At 63.5% G+C, this 24542-nt stretch carries 19 protein-coding genes, 1 other RNA gene and 3 pseudogenes; 13 read left to right on the top strand and 10 right to left on the bottom strand.

Going from position 1 to position 24542, the window contains the following annotated elements; genetic code table 11:
- Nucleotides 1-20: 20 nt before the first annotated feature.
- Nucleotides 21-482, top strand: a complete 462-nt coding sequence (locus H9K75_RS03665) for a SixA phosphatase family protein (protein WP_187724806.1) — start codon at nucleotides 21-23, stop codon at nucleotides 480-482.
- 260 nt (nucleotides 483-742) lie between these two features.
- On the opposite strand, the gene H9K75_RS03660 is transcribed toward H9K75_RS03665, so the two are convergent.
- The 3 genes and pseudogenes from H9K75_RS03660 to H9K75_RS03650 form a co-directional block, all read right to left on the bottom strand.
- The gene (locus tag H9K75_RS03660; RefSeq protein ID WP_187724805.1) at nucleotides 743-1297 is read right to left on the bottom strand and encodes a hypothetical protein; all 555 of its coding nucleotides are present in this window, start codon (nucleotides 1295-1297) and stop codon (nucleotides 743-745) included.
- Nucleotides 1298-1350: 53 nt separating this feature from the next.
- A pseudogene (locus tag H9K75_RS03655) lies at nucleotides 1351-2831 on the bottom strand (Ppx/GppA phosphatase family protein).
- A gap of 87 nt (nucleotides 2832-2918) precedes the next feature.
- The gene (locus tag H9K75_RS03650) at nucleotides 2919-4061 is read right to left on the bottom strand and encodes an ABC transporter substrate-binding protein (RefSeq protein WP_187724804.1); all 1143 of its coding nucleotides are present in this window, start codon (nucleotides 4059-4061) and stop codon (nucleotides 2919-2921) included.
- 185 nt (nucleotides 4062-4246) lie between these two features.
- Here H9K75_RS03650 and pstS point away from each other — a divergent pair, with 185 nt between their 5' ends.
- The 6 genes from pstS (at nucleotide 4247) to phoB (ending at nucleotide 9604) form a co-directional block, all read left to right on the top strand.
- Nucleotides 4247-5287 carry a phosphate ABC transporter substrate-binding protein PstS gene (pstS, locus tag H9K75_RS03645; RefSeq protein WP_187724803.1) on the top strand — a complete coding sequence of 347 codons (1041 nt, stop codon included), beginning with the start codon at nucleotides 4247-4249 and terminating at the stop codon, nucleotides 5285-5287.
- Between the two features lie 182 nt (nucleotides 5288-5469).
- Nucleotides 5470-6450: a phosphate ABC transporter permease PstC gene (pstC, locus tag H9K75_RS03640; RefSeq protein WP_187724802.1), complete on the top strand. Its 981-nt coding sequence runs from the start codon at nucleotides 5470-5472 to the stop codon at nucleotides 6448-6450.
- Nucleotides 6447-7334 carry a phosphate ABC transporter permease PstA gene (pstA, locus tag H9K75_RS03635; protein WP_187724801.1) on the top strand — a complete coding sequence of 296 codons (888 nt, stop codon included), beginning with the start codon at nucleotides 6447-6449 and terminating at the stop codon, nucleotides 7332-7334. Before pstC ends, pstA begins: the two co-directional genes overlap by 4 nt.
- Nucleotides 7335-7373: 39 nt before the next feature.
- A complete protein-coding gene (gene pstB, locus H9K75_RS03630; protein WP_187724800.1) occupies nucleotides 7374-8159 on the top strand; it encodes a phosphate ABC transporter ATP-binding protein PstB in 786 nt (261 codons plus the stop codon).
- A 20-nt stretch (nucleotides 8160-8179) separates the two neighbouring features.
- Nucleotides 8180-8881 (top strand): phosphate signaling complex protein PhoU, encoded by a 702-nt coding sequence (phoU, locus tag H9K75_RS03625; protein ID WP_187724799.1) that lies wholly within the window; start codon nucleotides 8180-8182, stop codon nucleotides 8879-8881.
- A 15-nt stretch (nucleotides 8882-8896) separates the two neighbouring features.
- Nucleotides 8897-9604: a phosphate regulon transcriptional regulator PhoB gene (gene phoB / locus H9K75_RS03620; protein WP_187724798.1), complete on the top strand. Its 708-nt coding sequence runs from the start codon at nucleotides 8897-8899 to the stop codon at nucleotides 9602-9604.
- Here phoB and H9K75_RS03615 read toward each other — a convergent pair.
- A complete protein-coding gene (locus H9K75_RS03615; RefSeq protein WP_187726187.1) occupies nucleotides 9601-9816 on the bottom strand; it encodes a hypothetical protein in 216 nt (71 codons plus the stop codon). The two genes, phoB and H9K75_RS03615, sit on opposite strands and share 4 nt — an antisense overlap.
- On the opposite strand from H9K75_RS03615, the pseudogene phoR reads away from it, so the two are divergent.
- A pseudogene (gene phoR / locus H9K75_RS03610) lies at nucleotides 9776-11181 on the top strand (phosphate regulon sensor histidine kinase PhoR). The gene H9K75_RS03615 and the pseudogene phoR overlap by 41 nt on opposite strands.
- On the opposite strand, the gene H9K75_RS03605 reads toward phoR, so the two are convergent.
- The 5 genes and pseudogenes from H9K75_RS03605 to trxA all read right to left on the bottom strand — a co-directional run bounded on the left by H9K75_RS03605 (nucleotide 11117) and on the right by trxA (nucleotide 16722).
- Nucleotides 11117-12478 carry an MATE family efflux transporter gene (locus H9K75_RS03605; protein WP_187724797.1) on the bottom strand — a complete coding sequence of 454 codons (1362 nt, stop codon included), beginning with the start codon at nucleotides 12476-12478 and terminating at the stop codon, nucleotides 11117-11119. The pseudogene phoR and the gene H9K75_RS03605 overlap by 65 nt on opposite strands.
- Nucleotides 12478-14168 (bottom strand): annotated as a pseudogene (locus tag H9K75_RS03600) (hypothetical protein). The gene H9K75_RS03605 and the pseudogene H9K75_RS03600 overlap by 1 nt, the downstream one beginning before the upstream one ends.
- A 214-nt stretch (nucleotides 14169-14382) precedes the next feature.
- Complete coding sequence (locus H9K75_RS03595) at nucleotides 14383-14637, bottom strand: type B 50S ribosomal protein L31 (protein WP_187724796.1); 255 nt, start codon at nucleotides 14635-14637, stop codon at nucleotides 14383-14385.
- Between the two features lie 179 nt (nucleotides 14638-14816).
- Nucleotides 14817-16079, bottom strand: coding sequence for a transcription termination factor Rho (rho, locus tag H9K75_RS03590; RefSeq protein WP_187724795.1), 1263 nt, complete (start codon nucleotides 16077-16079; stop codon nucleotides 14817-14819).
- Between the two features lie 307 nt (nucleotides 16080-16386).
- Nucleotides 16387-16722 (bottom strand): thioredoxin TrxA, encoded by a 336-nt coding sequence (trxA, locus tag H9K75_RS03585; RefSeq protein WP_187724794.1) that lies wholly within the window; start codon nucleotides 16720-16722, stop codon nucleotides 16387-16389.
- A 158-nt stretch (nucleotides 16723-16880) separates the two neighbouring features.
- Here trxA and H9K75_RS25015 point away from each other — a divergent pair, with 158 nt between their 5' ends.
- The 5 genes from H9K75_RS25015 to H9K75_RS03570 all read left to right on the top strand — a co-directional run bounded on the left by H9K75_RS25015 (nucleotide 16881) and on the right by H9K75_RS03570 (nucleotide 24282).
- Nucleotides 16881-18566, top strand: a complete 1686-nt coding sequence (locus tag H9K75_RS25015; RefSeq protein WP_319016874.1) for a hypothetical protein — start codon at nucleotides 16881-16883, stop codon at nucleotides 18564-18566.
- The gene (locus tag H9K75_RS25010) at nucleotides 18545-19390 is read left to right on the top strand and encodes a RecB family exonuclease (RefSeq protein ID WP_319016873.1); all 846 of its coding nucleotides are present in this window, start codon (nucleotides 18545-18547) and stop codon (nucleotides 19388-19390) included. Before H9K75_RS25015 ends, H9K75_RS25010 begins: the two co-directional genes overlap by 22 nt.
- Nucleotides 19387-22341 (top strand): UvrD-helicase domain-containing protein, encoded by a 2955-nt coding sequence (locus tag H9K75_RS03575; protein ID WP_319016872.1) that lies wholly within the window; start codon nucleotides 19387-19389, stop codon nucleotides 22339-22341. Before H9K75_RS25010 ends, H9K75_RS03575 begins: the two co-directional genes overlap by 4 nt.
- A complete protein-coding gene (locus H9K75_RS25005; protein ID WP_319016871.1) occupies nucleotides 22296-22871 on the top strand; it encodes a hypothetical protein in 576 nt (191 codons plus the stop codon). The genes H9K75_RS03575 and H9K75_RS25005 overlap by 46 nt, the downstream gene beginning before the upstream one ends.
- Nucleotides 22872-22938: 67 nt before the next feature.
- Entirely contained in the window at nucleotides 22939-24282 is a 1344-nt protein-coding gene (locus H9K75_RS03570; protein ID WP_226858506.1) for a TIGR03862 family flavoprotein, read from the top strand.
- A 104-nt stretch (nucleotides 24283-24386) separates the two neighbouring features.
- On the opposite strand, the gene ffs is transcribed toward H9K75_RS03570, so the two are convergent.
- Nucleotides 24387-24483: signal recognition particle sRNA small type (gene ffs / locus H9K75_RS03565), an RNA gene on the bottom strand.
- Between the last annotated feature and the right edge of the window lie 59 nt (nucleotides 24484-24542).

Raw genomic sequence — 24542 nt, 5'->3', positions numbered from 1 at the left:
ACGACGAAGAAAGCTGCGAAATGGATCTGATTCTCTGGCGGCACGCTGAAGCCGAAGATGCACCAGATGGTGGGGAAGATCTGGACCGTCCGCTCACGGCGCGCGGTGAAAAACAGGCCGCTCGCATGGCCTCCTGGCTGGATCGGCAACTGCCCGAAGGCCTGCGCGTGCTCGTCAGCCCCGCGCGTCGGACCGAGCAGACGGCGCGCGCGCTGGGCCGAAAATTCAAGCCGCGCGCCGAGTTGCTGCCCGGCGGATCGGTCGATGATCTGCTCGAATTGGCCCAATGGCCGAAGTCGCGCGGTGCCGTCCTAGTGGTGGGGCATCAGCCCATGCTCGGCGAAACGGCGGCGCGACTGCTGGGCATGACGGCGAGCCAGTGCGCCATTCGCAAGGGCTCGGTCTGGTGGCTGCGCTATCGCAGCCGTCAGGAACTGGAAGAAACGATTCTGCTATCGGTGCAGTCTCCGGATTTTCTCTAGGGCCTGTTCACCCAACCCACGGGTCGCGCAAGCCAGGCAGGGCCGCCCCTGCGGCGTTGCCTGGCTTGCCCGAAGGGTTGCGCAGTCTTGGGCGGTCTGCGGCGTTGCAGGCTCTCGCAAGGTACCTACCTTGCTTCGAGCCCGCGCCTTGCATCCCATCCCAAGACTGCACAACGCGATCCCCGTGCGTTGGGTGAACAGACCCTAGACCGCCACTTCACACAACGCACGCGGATCGCGTTGTGTGAACAGGCCCTGGATCACTTCCTGGACGACTTGCCGTGGTCCTCGGCCTTTGGGCGACCTGTCTTGATGGCCGGCACGGCGCGCAGTGCGGTCATCAGTTGCTGGTCGCTCAGCGATGCGAGCAGCTTGAGGCCGGCGCGCAGCAGTTCGCTCTTCTTGACCTGGTGATCGAGCTTCGCACTGCGCAGCTTGATCGTGTCGATGACGGCGTACTCATCCTTGGGGATGGTGAAGCTGTCACGCACCAGCTTGGGCTTCTTCGCCTTGGGTTCCTTGACCACGGCTTGCTTGGGCTGCTTCTGCGCTGGCTTGGCGGCTGTCTTGCCTGCCTTGGCGGCGGGCTTGGCCGCGGGTTTGGCCGTGGTGGCAGGGGCCTTCTTGACGGGCTTCCTGCTCTTGGCGGTCGCGGCCGTTTCGGCGGCGGCGGGCGCGGCCTTCCTGGCTACGGGCGCGGGTGCCGAAGGGGCCGGTGCGGCCACGGCGGCTGGCTGAACAACCTTCTTGGCGGCGGCGGCAACGGGTGCCGGCGCTTCGGAAGGAATGGCGGGGGACTTGGTGTTGGCGGTCATGGTGATATTTTGTAAAACGGTATAAACAGTTTATACCGTTATCGAAATAAATGTCACCTCAGTTCCGTGACAAATTCCCAAGGCGTCTTCTGCCAGCAATAGCATTCTTCCTCGAGCAGGTGCGCCGACTGTGGATAGCTCTCGGCCCAGCCTTCGCGTGACGAGACGACGCAGCGCACGCCGTCAAAACGCAGCATGAAGCCGCGCGTGTCCGGCTCGCGGCGGGCGTGGCACAGCGCGATGGCGGTGCGAAGGCACATGAGCTGCAGGGCGAATTGCGCGTCGCTCAACTCAAGCCCGATCTTGTGCACCTTGCCGCGATGGCCCAGCACGAGCTGGCTCAGATGGTGCAGTTCGGGCAGCGCAAAGCCGGCGGCGTCGGTCTGGTCGAGGATGTAGGCACCGTGGCGCTGGTAGCCGCTGTGCGAGATGCGCTGGCCGATCTCGTGCAGACGTGCGGCCCAGTCGAGCTTGCGGGCGGCCCGCTCGCTGCCCTCGGGCGCGGCAAGCGTGAAGAGCTGCGTGGCGATCTGCGCCACGCGCTGCGCATGCAGTTCGTCCACGGCAAAGCGTTGCATCAGTCCGCGCACGGTCGATGAGCGCAGGTCGGTCTGCGGCTGCTCGCGATCGAGCAGGTCGTAGAGCGCTCCTTGACGCAGCGCGCCCTGGGCGACCAGCATCTCGTCGATGTCCAGCAGGCTGAAAATGGCGCACAGCACGCTCACGCCACCACCAATCACGGCACGGCGATCTTCCTTGAGGCCGGTCAGGCGCACACGGTCGGCGCCGCGCGCCGCGATCAACTGGTCACGCAGCCAATCGAGGCCCTTGCGCGTGATCCGGCCCTCGGGCGACGCACCGGCCGCTGCCAGCACATCGCCCACGGCACCCACGGTGCCTGAAGATCCATAGGCCACGTCCCAGGTGTTGCGCTGGTAGGTGTCGAGCGCCTCGTCGAGTACGGCCTTGGCGGCCACCTCGGCGGCCTCGAATGCGCGCGGGGTGAATTGCCCGTCGGGAAAATATCGCGTGGACCACGCCACGCTGCCCACGCGGAACGAAGCCACGGCACTCGGCGTGAACTGGCGTCCGAGAATGATCTCGGTCGAGCGGCCACCGATGTCCACCACCAGGCGGCGCTCGTCGGACTGCGGCAGCAGGCGCGCCACGCCCTGATAGATCAGGCGCGCTTCTTCGGGCCGGAGACGATGTCGATCGGATAACCGAGAATCTGATTGCCGCGTTCGATGAACACTTCGCGGTTGCGGGCCTCGCGCAGCGTCTGTGTGGCAACCGCGCGTACCTGCGCCTTCGGAAAACCGGACAGCCGCTCGGCAAAACGGGCGAGACAGTCCCAGCCGCGCTGCATCGATTCAGCGGTGAGATTCTTGTCTTCATCCAGCCCTGCGCCCTGGCGTACGGTTTCCTTGAAGTATTCGATTTTCTCGATATGGCCATGCTCGTAGCGGCCAATTTCCAGTCTGAAGCTGTTGGACCCGAGGTCCACGGCAGCCAGCAATGTTCCATCTTGCATAAAAAAGGGCTTGGTGCTTTGCGCGTCTTGATTCGCGGCGCAGCATAGCATCGACAATCATGGCCTAGTGCAGGACATGGTCGGATTTCATCCGACGATGCGTCCATCGGCGGTGAGCATGCTCTGTGTGACGTTGACGTTGCTGAGTTTTTCACCCTGGTAGGCGATCAGGAAACCGCCAATGCGCAGATCCACGCGCTTGCGAAACGCCGCCAGAGCACCGGCGCGATTCACGGACGAACCCAGCGTTGCCAGCACGTCCGAGGTGTAGCGTGCGGCGATATAGCCCGCAAGCCCGTGTTGCGAAGGCGGCTCGTCGTAGAGCTTGGCGAGCGCAGCGCGGTAGCTGCGCACGACTGGCAGCCCGGCCGTCACTGTCGGCACCGGCTGTGTGACGATTACCGACACGTTGCGCGGCACGCCACCGAGCTGGGTGAGCACCTGCAGATTCACGTCCGACATCGCGATCAGATAGGTGTGCGATCCGTTGCGTCCGCCGATCAATTGCGCGTAGGCATGCAATTCGGGTGTGCCGCCGATGAACAGAATCAGCGCGGGCGGCGAGGCAGGGCGCTTGCCCGGCTCGAGCGCCAGTAGCGTGAGCCCGTTGATGATGCTTGCGCGTGTGATGGACGCGACCATTTCCTTTTGCAGTGCCGGTGTCGCGTAGACCACGCCAACTTTCTTGACGCCCATGACGGCGAGCGATTTCAGCGCGTGGCTGATCTGGGCCTGATAGTCGGGAAATGCCTGAAAGACGAGGTTCTGCCCGTCCTCCCATTCGCGCTGGAGCCACGGTGCAACAAGGGGCAGGGCATGGTTGCCGGGCGTGCGCTGCAGGCTCGCCACGGCGGCGGCCGCCGCGTCACCGACACAGCCGCTCAGCGCCACGCAGGTCGGATCGATCATCGCGCCCTGCCACGCCGCCTGGATGGCGCGCGCGCTGCCGTCGGTCTCGACCACCAGATGCTGAATCGTTCTGCCGTTGCCGCGTTCGCGGGCATTGAATTCCTGCCAGGCGACGCGCGAGCCGATCAGGAAGTCGCGGCCAATGTCCTGCTGCAACGGTGACATGTCCACGATCTGGGTGACGGAGGCGACGACGTTGGCATCGCCTGCGGCCAGCGCGGAGGTGGCGGGCAGCGTTGCGGCCACGGCTGCCGCGAGCGAGGTGTTGCGAAGCCAATCCCGGCGGGTCAGAACGGCAGACGAGGGCGCTGGTTGAGACATGTGATATGCGATTTATTGCGTTTAGAAACTTCATGTTACGACGCTATAAAGGCGCTTTTATGACGTTTTCATGGCACTTTCCCTCTGAAAAAACTTTGTGACAAAGCCAATGTGTCACGACTCTGTCATATGGCGCTTCTACATTTCGTTCCATCACATGTTTGTTCAACCTTGAGGTCTCTCTCATGACAATGTCTGCAATTCGTATTCTCGTGTCCGGTCTGGTCGCCATGGGTGCGTTCTCCTCCGCCATGGCACAGAGCGAAGCAACAGGCGCTGGCGCCAGCTTCCCGGCGCCGCTCTACTCCAAGTGGGCCGCCGACTACAACAAGGCCACCGGCGTCAGGATCAACTACCAGTCGGTCGGCTCGGGCGCTGGCCTGAAGCAGATCGAAGCCAAGACCGTTGACTTCGGCGCCTCCGACGCTCCCCTGAAGGACGACGAGCTGCAAAAGAAGGGTCTGGTGCAGTTCCCCACCGTGATCGGCGGCATCGTTCCGGTCGTCAACATCAAGGGCATTTCTCCAGGCCAGTTGAAGCTCTCCGGCAAGGTGCTGGGCGACATCTACCTGGGCAAGATCACCAACTGGAACGACGCTGCCATCAAGGCGCTGAACCCCGGCGTGAACCTGCCCGATGCCACCATCGCTCCGGTGCGCCGCGCGGACGGCTCCGGCACGACCTTCGGCTTCACCAACTATCTGTCGAAGGTGAACCCCGAGTGGAAGGAAAAGATCGGTGAAGGCACGGCGGTGAACTGGCCTACCGGCGCAGGCGGCAAGGGCAATGAAGGCGTGGCCGCTTTCGTGGGCCGTCTGCCGAACTCGATTGGCTACGTCGAGTACGCCTACGTGAAGCAAAACAAGATGACCTACGCACAGTTGCAGAACAAGGACGGCAACTTCGTCTCGCCTGACGATGCCACGTTCAAGGCTGCCGCTGCCGGTGCCGACTGGAGCAAGAGCTTCTACCAGATCCTGACCGAGCAACCCGGCAAGGACGCATGGCCAATCACCTCCGCTACCTTCATCCTGTTCAACAAGGTGCAGGACAAGCCGGTGCAGGCAGCCACTTCGCTGAAGTTCTTCGAATGGGCTTACAAGAATGGCGACAAGACTGCTGCCGATCTGGACTACGTGCCCATGCCCGACAGCGTGAAGGAAGTGGTCTACAAGTCCTGGGCTGAGATCAAGGACAGCTCCGGCAAGGCAATTGCCGTGAAGTGATTCACGGCGATCCGCCCGAGTGATGCACCCCACTGAAGATCAACGCACTGGTTCGTCGATCTTCGTGGGTTGTCTGCCGGATGGCCCGAACTCGAACGGATCTTCGACTTTTAATTCCTACCGAGGCGCACCCCGTGTCCACCACACTGCCCGTATCATCTGCCAATTCTTCCTTGAAGGATATGGATAGAGTGTCAAAAAACACCCCTCCGTCCCGCCCGTCTCCGATGGCCGGCGCGTTCATTGACCGATTGTTTGGCTGGTGCGCGCGCGGCGCGGCTGTGCTCACGCTGCTCTTGCTGATCGGTATTCTTGTCTCGCTCATCATCGGTGCGTGGCCCTCGATCAGCAAGTACGGCCTCGGATTTCTGACCAGCAGCGTCTGGGACCCGGTACAGAACGAGTACGGCGGTCTGGTGATGATCTACGGTACGCTCGCGACCTCCGCCATCGCGCTGATCATTGCCGTGCCGGTCAGCTTCGGCATCGCGCTTTTTCTCACCGAACTCTCGCCCGCCTGGCTCAAGCGCCCACTGGGCACCGCGATTGAATTGCTGGCGGCGGTTCCCTCCATCGTCTACGGTATGTGGGGTCTGATGGTGTTCGGCCCGATTCTTGCCACCTACGTGCAGGCGCCGCTGCAGAAGCTGCTCAACGGCGTGCCGTATCTCGGTGCGCTGGTATCCGGGCCGCCGGTCGGTATCGGTATCCTGTCTGCCGGCATCATCCTCGCGATCATGATCATTCCGTTCATCGCCTCGGTGATGCGCGACGTGTTTGAAGTCACTCCCGCGCTGCTCAAGGAATCGGCCTATGGCCTGGGTTCCACGACCTGGGAAGTGGTCTGGAAGGTGGTTCTTCCGTATACCAAGGCCGGTGTGCTCGGCGGCGTCATGCTGGGTCTCGGACGCGCTCTGGGTGAAACCATGGCCGTGACGTTCGTGATCGGTAACATGAACCAGCTCAATTCGCTGTCGGTGTTCGAGGCCGCAAACAGCATCACCTCGGCGCTCGCCAACGAGTTCGCCGAAGCAGGCGAGGGCCTGCACCAGGCTTCGCTGATCTATCTGGGCCTGGTTCTGTTCTTCATCACCTTTGTGGTTCTGACGCTCTCCAAGCTGCTGCTCAACCGCCTGAAGAAAGCCGAAGGAGCACGTTCGTGAACACGACAACATCCACTCAACTCATCGCCGCGCAGGAACTCGCCAGAGTGCGTGCTGCGCGCTACGGCACGCGCAAGCGCGTCAACCAGATCGCACTCACGCTGTCGCTTGCCGCCATGGCCTTTGGCGTGTTCTGGCTGATCTGGATTCTCTGGGAAACCTTGCGCCTTGGCATCGGTGGCCTGAGCCTGACGCTGTTCACCGAAATGACGCCGCCGCCCAACGAGCCCGGCGGTATCGCCAACGCGATCTTCGGCTCGCTGGTGATGGTGGCCCTGGCGACTTTCGTCGGCACCCCGATCGGCATCATGGCCGGTGTCTACCTGGCCGAATACGATCCGCGCGGCTGGCTTGCCTCGACTACGCGCTTCGTCAACGACATCCTGCTGTCTGCTCCATCGATCGTGATCGGTCTGTTCGTGTATGCGATTGTCGTCGCGTATTTCAAGAGCTTCTCGGCCTACGCCGGTATTCTGGCGCTCGCCTTGATCGTGATTCCGGTGGTCATCCGCACGACCGAGAACATGCTGACGCTGGTTCCTTCGGCCCTGCGTGAAGCGGCCTACGCGCTTGGCACGCCCAAGTGGAAGGTGATTACCTTGGTGACGCTGCGTGCGGCCCGCGCCGGCGTGATCACCGGTGTGCTGCTGGCCGTGGCGCGCATCGCTGGTGAGACCGCACCGCTGCTGTTCACCGCGTTGAACAACCAGTTCTGGAATGGCGACCTGTCCAAGCCCATGGCCAGCCTGCCGGTCACGATCTTCAAGTTTGCAATGAGCCCGTACGAAAACTGGCAGCACCTGGCATGGGCCGGTGTGTTCCTGATCACGCTGGCCGTGCTGGGTCTCAACATCCTGGCGCGTTTCGTGACGCGTCAGAAGTAAACCGAATCCAAGAATCAAAGAGTAGAGGAACACCTCATCATGGCTCCCATCAAGAACAGCTTATCGCCTTCGCCTTCGAAGATCACCGTTCGCAACCTGAACTTCTACTACGGCAAGTTCCACGCGCTCAAAAGCATCAATCTCGACATCCCCGAGAACAAGGTGACCGCATTCATCGGCCCCTCGGGTTGCGGCAAGTCGACTTTGCTGCGTACCTTCAACCGCATGTTCGAGCTGTACCCCGAGCAGCGCGCCGAAGGCGAGATCCTGCTGGACGGCGACAACCTGCTGACATCCAAGCAGGACGTGGCGCTGATCCGTGCCAAGGTCGGCATGGTGTTCCAGAAGCCGACACCGTTCCCGATGTCGATCTACGACAACATCGCGTTTGGCGTGAAGCTGTTCGAGAGCCTGAACGCCACCGACATGGACGAGCGGGTGGAATGGGCGCTGCGCAAGGCGGCGCTGTGGACCGAGGTGAAGGACAAGCTGCACCAGAGCGGCTCGGGTCTGTCCGGTGGTCAGCAGCAGCGTCTGTGCATTGCCCGCGGCATCGCGATCAAGCCCGAAGTGCTGCTGCTCGACGAGCCATGTTCGGCGCTCGACCCGATCTCCACCGCCAAGGTCGAGGAGCTGATTGCCGAGTTGAAGAACGACTACACCGTGGTCATCGTGACCCACAACATGCAGCAGGCAGCGCGCTGCAGCGACTACACCGCCTACATGTACCTGGGCGATCTGGTCGAATTCGGCGATACGGAACAGATGTTCTTCAAGCCGCAGCGCAAGGAAACGGAAGACTACATCACCGGCCGTTTCGGTTGATGATCCAAGGAGAAAACGATATGCCAGATAAACATCTCTCCTCGCAGTTCGACAGCGAACTCAACAGCGTCTCGGCGCGTGTCATGGAATTGGGCGGTATTGTCGAGTCGCAGATTCGCCAGGCGATCTATGCGCTCTCGCACTTCAGCGTGGAAGCCGCCGATCAGGTCGAAGAACTCGAAAAGCGCGTGAACTCGATGGAAGTCGAGATCGACTACGAACTCTCCACCATCATCGCGCGCCGCCAGCCGACGGCTCGCGACCTGCGCCTGCTGATCGCGTTCAGCAAGGCCATCGCCAATCTGGAGCGCATGGGCGACGAGGCCACGCGCATGGCGCGCATGGTCAAGTCGATCATCGAAAGCGGCGCCGCGCGCTCCCTGCCTTCGAGCGAATTGGGCGTGGCCGCCGATCTGGCCTCGGGTCTGCTGCGCAAGGCGCTCGATGCGTTTGCGCGACTCGACACCAAGACGGCACTCGACATCCTCAAGGAAGACGACCTCATCGACAAGGAGTTCGATGGTTTCGTGCGCAAGCTGATCACTTACATGATGGAAGATCCGCGCAAGATTTCCGCAAGCCTCGACCTGCTGTTCCTCGCGAAGGCCATCGAGCGCATCGGAGACCATTCCAAGAATGTGGCCGAACTCATCATCTACCTGGTCAAGGGCAAGGATGTGCGCCACACTGCGCTCGATGAAATCGAGTCGGCGGTCGGTTGAAAGGCGGTTCGTCAGATGAAGAAATTACCTCGCGTCCTGATTGTTGAAGATGAGTCGGCGATTGCCGAACTCGTCGCGGTCAATCTGCGTCACAACGGCTTCCAGCCCATCTGGGCGGAAGATGGTGAATCGGCCCAGCGCGAGCTGGATGCCGTGTTGCCCGATGTGATCCTGCTCGACTGGATGCTGCCCGGCCAAAGCGGTCTTCAACTGGCGCGCAAGTGGCGCGCCGACCCGCGCACCAAGCCGATTCCGATCCTGATGCTGACCGCGCGCGGCGACGAGCCGGACAAGGTCGCGGGGCTGGATGCCGGTGCCGACGACTACATCACCAAGCCGTTCTCCACGCAGGAGCTGCTCGCGCGCATCCGCGCCGTGCTGCGCCGCCGCGCGCCCGAGCAGGTGAGCGACAGCGTGTCGATTGGCGAACTGACGCTCGATGCCGCCACGTACCGGGTGAGCTTTCAGGGCCAGGGCCTGAAGGTCGGCCCGACCGAGTTCAAGCTGCTGCATTTTCTGATGAAGCACTCGGAGCGCGTGCACAGTCGTGCGCAATTGCTCGACAAGGTCTGGGGCGATCACGTCTTCATCGAGGAGCGCACGGTGGACGTACATGTGAAGCGACTGCGCGAGGCGCTCGGTTCGGCATCGGCGATGATCGAGACCGTGCGCGGTGCCGGTTACCGCCTCACGGCGCAACCGCCCGCGCTGATGCAGGCTTAAGCAACAACGGCCACAGCCACAGGAAGAAGGCGATGTGCCGGGCCTGCAAGCCCGGCATTTTTGTTTCTGGCTTCGCCATGTTCTGATTTTCCTGAGGGTATGCGCTTGGGCGTATAAACCGCATACTTCAACCAGAGCGGCGTCCCGAGACGTCGCCTTCCACCCTGCAACATGCTTTGGCGATTTATTTTTTTCATCGGTTTCCAGCTCATCGGCGGTGCCCTGGGTTGGTGGAGGGAGGGCCGTGGGGCGCCATCGCCGGCGCGGGCGTCGCCACGTGGGTCTGGTTCATCTGGGATTTCTGGCGCGGCAGCCGCGTGCTCCGGTGGCTGCGTCAGGGTGATCCACAGACCGCGCCGTCGTTGCGCGGCATGTGGGGCGAGGCGGCGGATCGCGCGCGGCGCCTGATTCGCCAGGCGGATCATCAGATCAGGGCGAGCGATGCGCGCCTTCACGACATCCTGTCGGCGTTGCAGGCGTCGCCCAACGGCGTGGTGCTGCTGGACGAGGAAGGTCACATCGAGTGGTGCAACCAGATGGCCGAGGCGCATTTCGGCTTCGATGTAGGGCGCGACCTGATGCAGACCGTCGGCAACCTGGTGCGCGATCCGGATTTCACGCGCTACTACAACGCGCAGAATTTCTCACGTCCGGTGGCGCTTCAGGGACGATCCAGCACGACCGCGCGGCCGGTGCGCATTTCGGTGCAGCTCCATCCGTATGGTGATGGCCGCAAGCTGCTTTTGTCGCAGGACATCACGGCGCTCGAACAGGCCGAGGCGATGCGGCGCGACTTCGTTGCGAACGTATCGCACGAGATCCGCACGCCGCTCACGGTGCTCACCGGCTTCGTCGAAACACTGCAGACCCTGCCGCTGACCGACGACGAGCGGCAACGTTATCTCGGCATGATGTCGCAGCAGGCCGCGCGCATGCAGAGCGTGGTGCTGGACTTGCTCACGCTTTCGCGGCTGGAGGGCAGTCCGTTGCCGGGCATGAGCGACTGGGTGCCGGTCGAGGCGCTTCTCAAGCGCAGCGAGGAGGAGGCGCGAGGACTTTCCGCGACGCTCACCGTGAACCAGCAAAAGCACCACGAGATCATCTTCCCGCCCGTCGAGACCATGAGGGCCGCCGGGCAGATCGCTGGCATCGTGGCCGAGCTGCAAAGTGCGCTGTCGAACCTTGTCAACAATGCGGTGCGCTACACGCCGGCAGGCGGCAGGATCACGGTGTGCTGGGACATGCTCGACAACGGCAACGCACGCTTTGTGGTCACCGATACCGGCGTGGGCATTGCGCCCGAACACATCCCGCGCCTGACCGAGCGTTTCTACCGTGTGGACCGCAGCCGCTCGCGCGAGACGGGTGGCACGGGATTGGGGCTCGCCATCGTCAAGCATGCGGTGCAGCGTCACGGCGCGACCCTCCAGATTTCGAGCGTGGTGGGCAAGGGCTCGACCTTCGCGGTCGAGTTTCCGGCAATGCGCCTTCGCGGCGCACAGCCTCAGGTCCTCAAGTCGCAGATCGCGTTGCAGGCGCCGCACAACGCCTCAGCGCACGAACCAGCAGCCCTGTGAAGATCAGCGCCGTGACGGCCAGCACTGCGGCGCTGCAGGCCCAGAACGGCGCGGGCGAAGGGATCGGCCCGAAACCCGCAATGCCTTCATAAGCCAGTAAATAGCCACCCGCAAGGCCAACGCCCCAGAGCATCAGCGCGTAGACGACCAGCGGCAAAAATGTGATGCGGTAGCTGCGCAGCACAAAAATGCAGAGCGTCTGGATCGCGTCGGCCATGTGGTAGGCGGCCACCCAGATCAGCAATGAGGCCGTGAGTGCGATGACGGCCGTGTTCGTGGAGTAAAACGCCACCACCTGATGCCGGGTAAGGATGAGCACGAGCCCCAGCACCAGCCCCATCGTCGCCGCCATGCCGAAGCCCTGCATGGCGACAGCGCGCGCGGCCGTTTCATTGGCCGCGCCGCGCCAGTAACTCACACGCGCGCTTGTCGCTATGGCCAGCGAAAGCGGCACCATGTAGAGCACGGCGGCCATGTTCGCGAGAATCTGGTGCGTGGCCGCTGCCAGCGTTCCCTGCCTCGCAATGAACAGCGCCATCAACGTGAACGAGGTGACCTCGACCAGAATCGACAGGCCCGCAGGCACACCGAGGCGCAAGAATCTGCCGAGCTGCGCGAAATCGGGTTTTTCCAGCGCCTTCCACAGCGCGAGCGGTTCGTACATACGCTGCGTGCGCAGCATCACGATGCCGCAGAACATCAGCGAATAATTCACCACCAGCGTGGCCCAGGCGCAGCCCGCAGCGCCTTGTGCGGCAAGACCCGCGCCGCCGAAGGTGAACCAGATCGACAGCGGCACCTTGAGCGCGAGCGACGCCACCTGCAGCCACGTCACCAGTTGCGGATGGCCAAGCGACTGATTCATCGTGCTGTAGATGCGAAACAGCAGGGACGGTGGCAGGGCGAAGGCCAGGATGTGCAGGTAGTCGAGCACGACCTCGCGCAGATCGGGTGGCACGCGCGTCCAGCGCAGGATGGCATCGGGTGAGAGCAGCGCGTACATGCCGATCAGGCTCGCCGCAAGCCAGAGGTATAGCGACTGCCGCAGGCTCGCGCCGAGCGCCGTGGAATGCGCTGCACCGCGCTGCTCGGCCCAGATCGGCAGCAGCGCCTGAAGCACGCCCATGAGCGAGACGTAGACGCTGATGAATACGGCGGAGCCAATGGACAGCGCGGCCAGTGCCTCGTCGGAATGGCGACCGGCAACCACGGTGTCCGTCACGCCGAAGGCCATCACCGCCAACTGGCCCGCAAGCACCGTGACCGCGTGCCGCACGATGATCGAGCGTTCGGGCATCAGCGCGAACGCCTGTGCAATATGACGAGGCGATCGGTTCTGTCCGTGGGCCGCGCGACGCCGCCCACTTCTTCCCATTGCGCATCGGGCCAGACATCGGTCACCGGCGGTGTGGCGTCGGCATCGGTGATGATCCACTCGCAGCGATCAGCATCGGGCGACGCGACCATGGTGATGTTGCCGTAATAGCTGATGGCCGCGATCTGCGCGCGGGAAAGGCCGTAGCCGCCGATGCAGCCGCTGCGGTCACCGATCAGCGTGACCAGCGGCTTGATCTGCGGAGCCATGCTGCGGCCATGATTGAGCATCGGCAGCCAGATCGTCATGAGCAGGATCCAGCCCAGAGTCGCCCCGGTGGCAGGCAGGATCAGGCTTTTCCAGAGCGCATCGCGATTGCGCGCCGCGCGCCACCAGACGAGGGCGCACCAGGCAATGGTGGCCGCCAGCGCGAGCACGAATTCGAGCCATGAAAACGTCGGCACGAAGCTGGGTGCCAGCCGCGCCACGTTGGCAGCGGGCTTGGGAGGAAAACCGGTCTGCACCGCAATCCAGACGACCCAGATGGCAATGGCCGAAATGCTGAAAAAAATCAGCGTGAACCAATCGATCAGCGCGCCAATGCTGCGGCTCAGGGTCGGCAGCGCAAAGGCCGCAAGCGCTGCCAATGCGGGCAGGCCCAGCAGCAATGCGCGATCGGATGGGCGGGTGAGGAGCGCCGCGGCCACCGCAACCAGCAGGAACCACAGCGGCAGCAGCAGATGGCGGTTCCACTGCGCGGTGAAGATCAGGTGGCGCCAGCGCCAGATCGTCCACAGGGCGAGCGGCCACGCGGGCCAGCAGAACCACAGGACGAGGCGGAAAATGCTTTGAAAATCCTTGAAGCCGCTCGGCGCAACCGCGTTGAAACGCCACAGGCCCAGCACCGCAGCCACGCCTGCGGCCAACAGCGTGGCGACGGCCAGAATGACACCGCTTTCGATGCGCTTGGCGGGCGAGGCAAGCCCCGATTTCGACGCGATCAATGCACTGCCAAGTCCGAGCAGCACGGCCACCGTCGGCGCGCCGCTCAGCGACAGGCCGAGCAGCCCCAGAAATGCGAGCAGGGCAGACAGGTTGCGCCGATGCGGAATGCTGGAGGCGGCGAAGAACACCAGCGCCGTGCAGCAAAGCTGGGTCAGATAGCTCGTGGTTTCGTGCGAGAACTGCGCAAGCCCGAGACTCGCAATCAGCGCGAGCAGGCCTGCGTCACCCAGGGCGCGGGCATAGTCGAGCGGATAGGCCTCGCCCCGAAGGCAAACGCCACCGGCTGCGCACCCGGTTGGCGCGCAAGATAATAAATGCTGTACCAGGTGGCCGACAGCGTCAGCGCGAGCATGGCGATGAAGGGCAGACGCGCCGCGAACTCCATCGGAATCCACTGCGGCGCAATGCGGATCGCCCACGCGCCCAGCCAATAGGGCAGAAGGCCGTCGATGTCGGGCGCAAGGCCGGCCAGTGTCGGCGTGAGCCATGGCGTGTTCCCCAGCGCCAACTCGCGCATGTACCCGAACGCCGTGACATCGGAATTGCGCCATGGATCACGCCCGACGAAACCGAAAGTCACATAGGCCGCGCACAGCAGCCACAGGGCCCAGCGATGAAGCGGACGTACGGCACTTTGGGCAACGATGGCGGGATTGGGATAGTTCACACTGACGCAGACAGTGGCTGGCGAAGCCGTTCGGCGGCGCTGCAAGGAAATCGGGCCGCCACGTCAGAGCATAGCGGCAAATTGGCGGCGGGAGACACTGTCTCGGGCGGGCCTTGAACGAAAAAAGGCAGCGCGGATACGGCTGCCTTTTTTCGAGTGGTCGGCACCAGGTCGCCAGAGAACGACGAGAGCCGAGCCTGCAGCGCTATGGCGCTTACTTCGCGGTCGTCTTGCCGAAACGGTTGCGGAAACGCTCGACGCGGCCACCCATGTTGTCCACGGACTTTTGGGTACCGGTGTAGAAGGGGTGCGATTCGCTGGAGGTATCCAGCTTGTACAGCGGGTATTCCTTGCCTTCGAACGTATCGGTTTCCTTGGTGTTCACGCAGGAACGGGTAACGAACTTGAAGCCGTTGGACAGGTCCACGAACAGCACTTCGCGGTAGTCGGGGTGGATGCCTTCTTTCATGATCTTTTCCTTCAGGTCAGCTGCGGGAGCCGCGCCAGCCAGCCTGACGTACTTTCCGCAATAAAAAGCTCTCTATTATTGCATATTTGCGGCGGGTGGCAAAAATCCCGGGTGCGGGCAGAAACAAAACACCCCGCAGCCTTGGGGTCTGCGGGGTGTCGGATGAGGGCCCTCGGTGATCAACCGCCGCGGCGCATCATGTCGAAGAACTCGACATTCGTCTTGGTGGCCTTCATGTTCTTGATCATCAGTTCCATCGACTCGATCTCGTCCATGTTGTACATGAACTGACGCAGGATGCGGGTCTTCTGCAGGATTTCCGGGGCGAGCAGCAACTCTTCGCGGCGCGTGCCGCTCTTGTTGAGTTCGATGGCCGGGAACACGCGCTTTTCATAGAGGCGGCGGTTCAGGTGGATTTCGCAGTTGCCCGTGCCCTTGAATTCTTCAAAGATCACCTCGTCCATGCGGCTGCCGGTGTCGACCAGGGCGGTGGCGATGATGGTGAGCGAGCCACCTTCCTCGACCTTGCGGGCCGCGCCGAAGAAGCGCTTGGGGCGCTGCAGCGCGTTGGCGTCCACACCGCCCGAGAGCACCTTGCCGGAGGAAGGCACGACGTTGTTGTAGGCACGGGCCAGGCGGGTGATCGAGTCCAGCAGGATCACCACGTCCTTCTTGAGTTCGACCAGACGCTTGGCGCGCTCGATCACCATTTCGGCGACGTGCACGTGACGCGCGGCGGGCTCGTCGAAGGTCGATGCAATGATCTCGCCCTTCACGGTGCGCTGCATTTCGGTCACTTCTTCGGGGCGCTCGTCCACGAGCAGCACCAGCAGGTGGACGTCGGGATTGTTGGCGGTGATCGCGTGCGCGATGTGCTGCATCATCACCGTCTTGCCGCTCTTGGGCGGTGCGACGATCAGCGCGCGCTGGCCGCGACCGATGGGGGCGATGATGTCGATGATGCGACCGGTGATGTTCTCTTCGGACTTGATGTCGCGTTCAAGACGCATCTGTTCCTTGGGGAACAGTGGCGTCAGGTTTTCGAACATCACCTTGTGCTTGTTCTGCTCCGGCGGGCCGCCGTTGACGCTGTCGAGCTTGGTCAGTGCAAAGTAGCGCTCGCCGTCCTTGGGCGTGCGCACTTCGCCTTCGATCATGTCGCCGGTGTGCAGATTGAAGCGGCGCACCTGGCTCGGAGAAATGTAGATGTCGTCCGTGCTGGCGGTGAAGCTGGTGTCGGGGCTGCGCAGAAAGCCGAAGCCGTCGGGCAGGATTTCGAGCACGCCGTCGGCAAACACCTGTTCGCCGGCCTTGGCGCGCTTTTTGATGATGGCGAACATCAGCTCTTGCTTGCGCATGCGGCCGACGTTTTCGATCTCAAGCTCTTCAGCCTGCTTGAGGACTTCAGACACGTGCAGTGCCTTGAGTTCGTTTAAGTGCATGGGGTGACTCCTTGCGGAGTGAATTTGAATCTGGGGAGAGAGCTGTAAGCCGTGCGGGCCGGATATGGCGCTTGGCAAGCCGATGATCCTGAACAGGGCCGCTGACTTTTGTACGAAGTGCGGCGAAGGGATCGAACCGGATTATTACAGAAAATTTGAAAGGCATGCAGAGCCGCTTACCAAGGCTTGCATCATTTCACAGCGGTGCACCTTCGGGTGTGATGCACGAGGGGGAGTTCAGTGGCCGCTGCGCAGTGCTTTCGCTGCCATCGGCGAAGGCACTGCGAGGGCGTTTTTTGAGGCGCGATCAGGCAGCGAGTTGCTGATCGATGAAGGCGGAGAGTTGCGTCTTGTTCAGCGCGCCGACCTTGGTCGCAGCCAGTTCGCCGTTCTTGAACAGCATCAGCGTGGGAATGCCGCGAATGCCGAACTTCGCGGGAATCTCGCGGTTGTCGTCGACGTTCATCTTGGCGATGGTCAGCTTGCCTTCGTAGGTCGTGGCCATCTCGTCGAGGATCGGGGCGATCATCTTGCAGGGACCGCACCACTCTGCCCAGTAGTCCACGAGCACGGCGCCGTCGGCCTTGAGCACGTCGGTTTCAAAGCTGCTGTCCGAAATGTGTTTGATGAGATCGTTTGCCATGGGCTTTTCCTTGAATAGAGCTATTTGATATGGCGGGAGCGTTTACATTAGGAGTCATTGTGACAGAAACTGATTCCCTGCATCACGGTATGGCCGCACAGCATGGTGCTATGACTGTCATAGCGAAAAACAATCTTGTCGCCGAGGGTTGGCGTGCTGTGCTCACACGCATTGCGCAGGCGGCGCAGCAGCGTGGCGTGCACCTGTCCAGCGTGGTGGTGCTTGTGCCGTATGCGCAACTCATGGCCCAGGCGCGCGAGCAGTGGGCGGCGCATTTTGCCGATGGCTTCATGCCGCGCTTCGAGACCACGCGCAACTGGGCGACCGCGCTTGGTGCGGAGCCCGCCTCGCATACCGGCTTTCGGCTCGACGTGGCCTGTGACGCGCTCACGGGCCGCAGCCTGCTCGAAACCGCAGGCTTTGGATCGCAGGCCGATGCCATGCTGGGCCTGATGCTCGAGATGGCGCAACAACTGTCTGGCCTGGTGGCCGCCGTGGCCCCCGCTGAGCGCGCGCAATGGGCGGTGGCTGCGCGCAGTCTGCTCGATGCGCCGCTCGCGGGCGATGCGCTGCGGCTTGAATCCGCCGCCGCCAGGGTTGCGCTCGAATGGGTGCTTGCCACGGAGTCGCCGACCGACGTGCTGTTCGGCGATGGTGTGCACAATGCCACGCCGATGCTGGTGGCGCTCGAAGGTTTTCATCCCGATCCGCTTGCCGCGAGCCTGCTTGCGCATTGGGATGAAGGCGGTTTGTCGATTCCGCTCGATGATGTGTTTTCCGCCGTCGCGTCGAACGCGCCCGATCAGCGTGTCGCCTTGCATCAGGCGCTGGATGCGGAGGATGAGGCGCAGCGCGCAGCCGCCTGCGTGATGCGCCATCTCTCGCTCGGCCAGGTGCCGGTGGCGCTAGCGGCCACGGACCGCGCCCTCACGCGCCGCGTCGTCGCATTGCTGGTGGGTGAGGGTGTTCCGGTCAAGGACGAAAACGGCTGGACGCTGTCCACCACGCGCGCCGCTGCGCAGATCATGCTGATCCTGCGCGCTGCGGCGTGGCATGCGTCGAGCGACGATGTGCTCGACTGGCTCAAGCACCTGCCTGCCGACACCGTTCCCGCACTGCCGCAGCTCGAACGCTGGCTGCGCGGTCTGGGCACGCGGCAATGGATGCAGGCCCGCCGCAACGAGCCGCAAACGCAGCCTGAGGTCGTCGCGCTGTGCGCGCAGGTTGACGTCTGGCGCTCGGGATTCAAGGGCTCGCGAACGCTGACCGAATGGCTGCTGGTGTTGCGCGCTCAGTTGCAGCAGACGGGCCTTTGGGAGAGCCTGAACGCCGATCAGGCCGGTGCCAGGGTGCTGGCCGAACTGCGCCTGCTTGACGGGCTGGAGGCCGATCTGCAAGGTCTTGGTGGTTCCGACCGGCGCATGACACTCGCGCAGTTCACCAACTGGGCCAACGAGGTGATGGAGGCCGGTCGCTTCCGGCCCGATTCCGATTCCGACGCGCCGGTGATCGTGCTGCCGATGCCGCAATTGCTCGCGCGTGCGTTTGCGGCGCTGGTGCTGCCCGGCTGCGATGAAAAGCGCATGCTGGCCGCGCCCGAGCCGCCGGGCACATGGACGCGCGCTCAGCGCGAAGCATTGGGTCTGCCGACGCGCGAAGCCCTGGAGCATGCTCAACGCGCCGCCTGGCGGCAGGCCGTGCGCATGCCGCATGTGGACATTCTCTGGCGCACGAGCGACGAGGGCGGCGAGCCGCTGCTTGCAAGCCCCTTGGTGCTGGCGCTCGAGCTCGATGCGGGCGGCGCGAAGGGGAGGATGATCGCGTGCCGCGCGACGTGCCCGTGACCCTCACCGAACGCCCCTTGCCGATTGGCGCGTCGCTGCCGGTGCACAAGCTGTCCGCGTCGGCCTATTCCGATCTGCGGCACTGCCCATATCGCTTCTACGCGCTGCGCCAGTTGCGCCTGCAGGAGGCCGACGAACTGGGCGCGGAAGTCGACAAGCGCGACTTCGGCACCTGGTTGCATGCGACGCTGCAGCATTTTCATCTGGCCCTCAGCGAATCACCCACCGACGACGGACACCAACGCATCGCGCTCATGGATGCGAGCGCGGACAAGGCGAGCAGCGCGTTGAACCTCGACGAAGGCGATTTTCTGCCGTTCTCTGCGGGCTGGCCCGCGCTGCGGGATGGCTATCTGCAATGGTTGGAAAAGCACGAACAGGGCGGCTCGAGCTTCAAGCTGGCCGAGCTTGATGCGTCGCAGCCGCTTGGCAGCGAACTCACGCTCGTGGGCAAGCTCGACCGCGTTGACCTCGTGAGAGGCGAGGGCAGTCCCGTGCGGCTCGTGATCGACTACAAGACCGAGAACGAGCAGGTCACGCGCAAGCGCGTCACGGCCAGGTCCGAGGATTTGCAGCTCGCGTTCTATGCTGCGTTGCTACAGGACGATGTGCTGCGCGCGGCCTACGTGAACGTGGGCGAGCGCGGCGAAACGCGGATGTTCGAGCAGGACGACGTGGTGCACCTGCGCGACGAACTGATCGAGGGCGTTCTGCACGACATGAGGCGCATCGCCGAAGGGGCTGCGATGCCCGCGCTCGGCGAGGGTGCGGTGTGCGGATATTGCGCGGCGCGTGGGCTGTGCCGCAAGGATTTCTGGGCATGACGGCAACCAGCACAGTCAGCACGGCGGCCTATGAACACAATGGTCAGCCGGTGTCGCGTCAGGCGTTCTACGCGATTGCCTGCGACCCGCAGCGCAGCGTGGCGGTCGAGGCGTGCGCGGGCGCGGGCAAGACCTGGATGCTGGTCTCGCGCATGCTGCGCGCGCTGCTCGATGGCTGCGCGCCGCACGAAATTCTGGCGATCACCTTCACCAAGAAGGCCGCGGGCGAAATGCGCCAGCGTTTGCAGGAATGGCTTGAGGAATTCGCCGACCGGCCTGAGCACGAACTGGAAGCGGAACTGCTGGCCCGTGGCGTGGACGCGCTGCGCGTCAAGGAGCAGGCTGTGAGCCTGCGAACCCTGTATCGCAGGACGCTCGACAGCGGCAGGCCGGTGCAGATCCGCACCTTTCACAGCTGGTTTGCGGCGCTGCTCGGCACCGCGCCGCTGCAAGTGCTGCACGACCTGGGACTGCCGGCGCATTTCGAACTGCTCGAAGAAGACGCGCAGGCGGTGCGCGAGGTCTGGCGGCCGTTTCTGGCCGCGATCACCACGAATGAGCAGCTACGCGCTGATTACCACGCGGCTGTCGCCTTGCATGGCAGATTCCAGACGCACAAGGCGCTCGAGGCGGCTTTGTCCAAACGGGTGGAATTTGCGCTCGCCGACGAGGCTGGCGTGATCGACGGCTCGGTGCCGCATTTTGCCGGACAGTTCCCGAATTTTCAGGGGTTCGATGCACCCGGCAAAGCGCTTGAGGGCGATGCCGCGCGTGCGCGCTGGATGGCATGGGCCAAGGAGCTCGGTGGCGAGTCGACCAAGACGCCGCAAAAGGCGGCCGAGGGCGTGATCGACGCTTTCATGCTCACAGATCCGGAACAGCGGCTGTTCGCATTGCGCAATGCTTTTTTTGTGGCCAAGGAAGATCGGCTGACCACGCACCTGCGCAAGTTCGCCGCAGCGCAGGAGGCCGAGGTCGAACTGCAGGAACTGTGCGCCGCGCAGCGTCAGCACGTCGCGTGGCAACACCAGCAGCGCATCGCGCGACTGGCGCGTGAACTGATTGCGCAGTTCGGCGCGCTCAAGCGCGAGCGCGGCTGGATCGACATGAACGATGTGGAGCGCACGGCGTTGATTCTGCTGTCCGATCCGGTGCTGAGCGGCTGGGTGCAGGAACGGCTTGATGCGCGTGTGCGGCATCTGCTGGTTGACGAGTTCCAGGACACCAACCCGCTGCAATGGCAGGCGCTGCACGCATGGCTTGAGGGCTACGCGGGCGTCGGCGGCGGCTCGCACGCGCCCAGCGTGTTCATCGTCGGCGATCCCAAGCAGAGCATCTACCGCTTTCGCCGCGCCGAACCGCAGGTGTTCCTGGCCGCGCAGGCATTTGTGCGCGAAGGCCTCGAAGGTGATTTGCTGGCCTGCGACCACACGCGCCGCAACGCCACCGGGATCATCGCAGCGGTCAACCATGTCATGCAGGCCGCGCAGGCGCAGCAGGAATATTCGGGCTTTCGCGATCACACGACCGAATCACAGGTGCCGGGGCAACTCTGGCGTCTGCCCAAGGTGAGCAACGACGATGTGGTGGATGGAGCCGACGCCGATGCCGCGCAGGTGCCCCAGCCGGAGCCTGCCGCATGGCGCGACAGCCTGACGGTGGCGCGCAACGAGGCCGAGGAAACGCTGCGCATGCGCGAGAGCGCGCAGGCCGCGCAGTGGGTTGCCGCACAGATACGCGCGGGCATTGCGCCGAAGGAAATCATGGTGCTCGCGCGCAAGCGTGCACGTCTGGCCGAGATGGAGGATGCGCTGCGCGACCTGCACATTCCGTGCGTACAGCCCGAAAAGACCGAACTGTGCGAGGCGCCCGAAGTGCAGGACCTGATCGCGCTGCTGGATGTGCTGGTGTCGAATACGCATGATCTGTCTCTGGCGCGCGCGCTCAAGTCGCCGCTGTTTGGAGTGGACGACGAGGCGCTGACCCAAATCGCGCTGCTGCGCAGGCAGCCGCAGTGGCAGCAAGCGAGTTGGTACGAGATCGTCACGCAGGGCGGAGATGCGTTGTGCGAGCCGCTTCGGGATGCGTCGCAACGCCTTCAGGTCTATCGCCAATGGGTGCGGGACCTGCCGCCGCACGATGCACTGCAATCCATCTTCGACCATGCCGATGCGTTTGCGCGATTCGCGGCAGCCAGCGTCGCCACGCAGCGCGATGCGGTGCTGGCCAATCTGCGCGCGCTGCTCGCGGCGTCGTTGCAGCTCGATGGTGGCCGGTATCTCACGCCCTATGCCTTTGTACGCGCGATGAAGCGACCGGGCATGCGTGCGCCGGGCCGTGCCGATCTCGCCGCCGTGCGGTTGCTCACGGTCCATGGTGCGAAAGGGCTGGAGGCGCACAGCGTGCTCATGCTCGACACCGACGCACCCGCGCAGAAGGCCGAGACCATGGGCGCACTCGTCGATTGGCCGGGGCAGAGCGAGCATCCGCTGCACTTCGTCTTTCTGGCGAGCGAGACGAATCCGCCGCCAAGCGCCGTCGATCTGCTCGAAGCCGAAAAACGCGAGCGCAAGCGCGAGGAATTGAACACCTTGTATGTTGCGATGACACGCGCCAAGCAGTGCCTGACGATCTCCGCCACGCAGGGCGGCAAGGCGTCGGCGCCGGACAGTTGGTGGAATCGGCTCGACGCCTGCGTGCAGGATCTTCCGCCGCCCCACACCGACCCACACGCGGCGCCCGGAGCGCAGGAAAGCGAAACCGCACGCATTCTGGAGCTTGCGCCCTATATGGCTGCGACGGCCGATGCGGGCGGCGTCGCGGATGCCCGAATCCGCCGCGCGACAAGATCGTCAAGAAGGCTTTGGCGAAGGTTTCCACCCCCGCCTCGCGGCAGGGCGAGGCCATGCATCAATTGCTGGAACTTGCAGGCGTGGTTGGTTCGCCGTTGACGCAATTGCGTGCAACCGGATGGAGCGACGCGCGCGTTTCGCGGCTGGCGCGCGAGTTTGAGTTGACGCCCGAACAGGCGGGCAACGCGGCCCGGATCGCGCAGACGATTCTTGAGGGCGAGGGCGCGTGGGCCTGGGATGCGTCGGTGATCGACCGGTCCATCAACGAGGCGTCGCTGGTCTATCAGGGGCAGAATCTACGCCTTGACCGCCTTGTGCGCAAACGCGCCGCAGACGGGCGCAGTGCCCAGTGGTGGGTGCTCGATTACAAGAGCGCCGTGACGCCGCAGAGCCAGCCGCAATTGATCGAGCAACTGCGCCAGTATCTACGTGCCGTAGAGCAGCAGCTTGGACATGAAGGCGCGGTGCACGCGGCCTTTCTGACCGGCGACGGACGCCTGGTGGAGCTTGACGACAGCGGCACGCCGACGGCGGGTTCTGCGGCAGGTTCAACGGGCATGGCTGGCCGGGCGGACAATGGAGCTTCCTTGAAAGACGAATCGGCTTCCGGGCAGGGTTCGCTGTTTTGATCGTGGCCCTTTCTTTCCGCTTTCTCATTCTTATTTCATGTCAGATTCATCAAGCACTTCCGTCCCAATGCAATGCGACATCGCCATCATCGGCGGCGGTCCTGCCGGACTGATGGCCGCAGAGACAGCGGCGGCCACGCCAGGCGTGACGGTTCACGTATTCGATGCCATGCCCTCGGTCGGCCGCAAGTTTCTGCTGGCAGGCAAGGGCGGCCTGAACCTGACCCATTCCGAATCGTTCGAGAATTTTGTGCAACGGTATGGCGACGCGCAAACGGACATGCAGTCTTGGCTGAAAGCATTCGGTGCCGACCAATTGCAGCATTGGGCGCAGGGCCTCGGAATCGACACCTTTGTCGGGACCTCGGGTCGCGTGTTTCCCAAGGACATGAAGGCCGCGCCCCTGCTGCGGGCCTGGTTGCAGCGGCTGCGCTCGCAGGGCGTGATTTTTCACATGCGCCATCGCTGGGAAGACTGGGGTGCGAGCGACCAACCCGGCACTCGCATGCTGCAGTTCACCACGCCGCAGGCGGCGGTTCAGGTGCGCGCGCGCGCCGTTGTGCTGGCGCCCGGCGGCGCAAGCTGGGCGCGCCTGGGCTCCGACGGCCAATGGGCACCGCTGCTGGCAGCCGATGGCATCGACGTTGCGCCGCTGCGTCCATCTAATTGCGGCTTCGACGTGGCGCGCGCGCAGGCGTCCTCGGGCGAGACGCGCAGGGATTTTCTGCGCAGCATGTTCGGGCAATCGGATGCGTCCCAATCGCTCGGCTGGAGCGAGTTGTTCACCGAGCGTTTTGCAGGACAGCCATTCAAATCCGTGGCCATCGCGTTCACCGACGGCAAGGGCCGCTCGTTCCAGCGCCGCGGCGAATTCGTTGCCACTGCGACCGGTGTGGAAGGCAGCCTGATCTACGCCGTGAGCGCGATGCTGCGAGATGAAATCGAAGCAAAGGGCAGCGCCACGTTCGAACTGGATCTGCTGCCCGCGATCACACCGGAACGCGTGCTGGAAGAACTGCGTCACCCGCGCGGCTCCCGAAGCCTGAGCACGCATCTGAAAAGCCGGTTGCATCTCGACGGCATCAAGATGGCAATGCTGTATGAGCAACTGACCAAGGACGAGATGGCCGATCCGGTAGTGCTGGCGCGCGCGATCAAGGCGTTGCCGATCACGCTGATCGCGCCTCGGCCCATCGACGAAGCCATCAGCACGGCGGGCGGTGTGCGACTCCCGGAACTGAACGCGCATTTCATGCTGCGCAAACTCCCCGGTGTCTTCTGCGCAGGCGAGATGCTCGACTGGGAGGCCCCCACCGGCGGCTACCTGATCACGGCAAGCTGTGCAACGGGCCGATTGGCGGGCGAGGGTGCGCGTCTTTTTGTGGACGCCGAAGGGGCCTTGGGCGCGTAAGCCTGCTCGCTCTCCCGTTGACGCGGGAGCGGGTGATGGAAATTTCTGAGTGGGGTTTTGATCAGAATGAGGCTCTTGCGACTTGAAGAGATTTTCTGAACAAAGGTGACGAGCCTTACCCTCGGCACTGGTTTCACAGTTAGGGCTGCTTGGTTCCCCACCTGACCCGGTTGGCCGCTTCCCCATGCGAGGAGGCCCGTCACGTCCCATTGTAAACCGAGTCCGTGTGGCGTTGCAGCAAATCAAGGAATATCCGGTCG

It is taken from the genome of Diaphorobacter aerolatus (assembly GCF_014489535.1).
GTDB lineage: Bacteria > Pseudomonadota > Gammaproteobacteria > Burkholderiales > Burkholderiaceae_C > Diaphorobacter_A > Diaphorobacter_A aerolatus.
Note: the sequence above shows the minus strand (reverse complement) of the source record. Positions and strands in the feature narration are given on the sequence as shown.

Excerpts from the sequence above, each read along its gene's own strand:
- H9K75_RS03665 (WP_187724806.1), top strand. The coding sequence starts at position 21 with ATGGATCTGATTCTCTGGCGGCACGCTGAAGCCGAAGATGCACCAGAT.
- H9K75_RS03660 (WP_187724805.1), bottom strand. The coding sequence starts at position 1,297 with ATGACCGCCAACACCAAGTCCCCCGCCATTCCTTCCGAAGCGCCGGCA.
- H9K75_RS03650 (WP_187724804.1), bottom strand. The coding sequence starts at position 4,061 with ATGTCTCAACCAGCGCCCTCGTCTGCCGTTCTGACCCGCCGGGATTGG.
- pstS (WP_187724803.1), top strand. The coding sequence starts at position 4,247 with ATGACAATGTCTGCAATTCGTATTCTCGTGTCCGGTCTGGTCGCCATG.
- pstC (WP_187724802.1), top strand. The coding sequence starts at position 5,470 with ATGGATAGAGTGTCAAAAAACACCCCTCCGTCCCGCCCGTCTCCGATG.
- pstB (WP_187724800.1), top strand. The coding sequence starts at position 7,374 with ATGGCTCCCATCAAGAACAGCTTATCGCCTTCGCCTTCGAAGATCACC.
- phoU (WP_187724799.1), top strand. The coding sequence starts at position 8,180 with ATGCCAGATAAACATCTCTCCTCGCAGTTCGACAGCGAACTCAACAGC.
- phoB (WP_187724798.1), top strand. The coding sequence starts at position 8,897 with ATGAAGAAATTACCTCGCGTCCTGATTGTTGAAGATGAGTCGGCGATT.
- H9K75_RS03615 (WP_187726187.1), bottom strand. The coding sequence starts at position 9,816 with ATGAGCTGGAAACCGATGAAAAAAATAAATCGCCAAAGCATGTTGCAG.
- H9K75_RS03605 (WP_187724797.1), bottom strand. The coding sequence starts at position 12,478 with ATGCCCGAACGCTCGATCATCGTGCGGCACGCGGTCACGGTGCTTGCG.
- H9K75_RS03595 (WP_187724796.1), bottom strand. The coding sequence starts at position 14,637 with ATGAAAGAAGGCATCCACCCCGACTACCGCGAAGTGCTGTTCGTGGAC.
- rho (WP_187724795.1), bottom strand. The coding sequence starts at position 16,079 with ATGCACTTAAACGAACTCAAGGCACTGCACGTGTCTGAAGTCCTCAAG.
- trxA (WP_187724794.1), bottom strand. The coding sequence starts at position 16,722 with ATGGCAAACGATCTCATCAAACACATTTCGGACAGCAGCTTTGAAACC.
- H9K75_RS03575 (WP_319016872.1), top strand. The coding sequence starts at position 19,387 with ATGACGGCAACCAGCACAGTCAGCACGGCGGCCTATGAACACAATGGT.
- H9K75_RS25005 (WP_319016871.1), top strand. The coding sequence starts at position 22,296 with ATGCATCAATTGCTGGAACTTGCAGGCGTGGTTGGTTCGCCGTTGACG.
- H9K75_RS03570 (WP_226858506.1), top strand. The coding sequence starts at position 22,939 with ATGCAATGCGACATCGCCATCATCGGCGGCGGTCCTGCCGGACTGATG.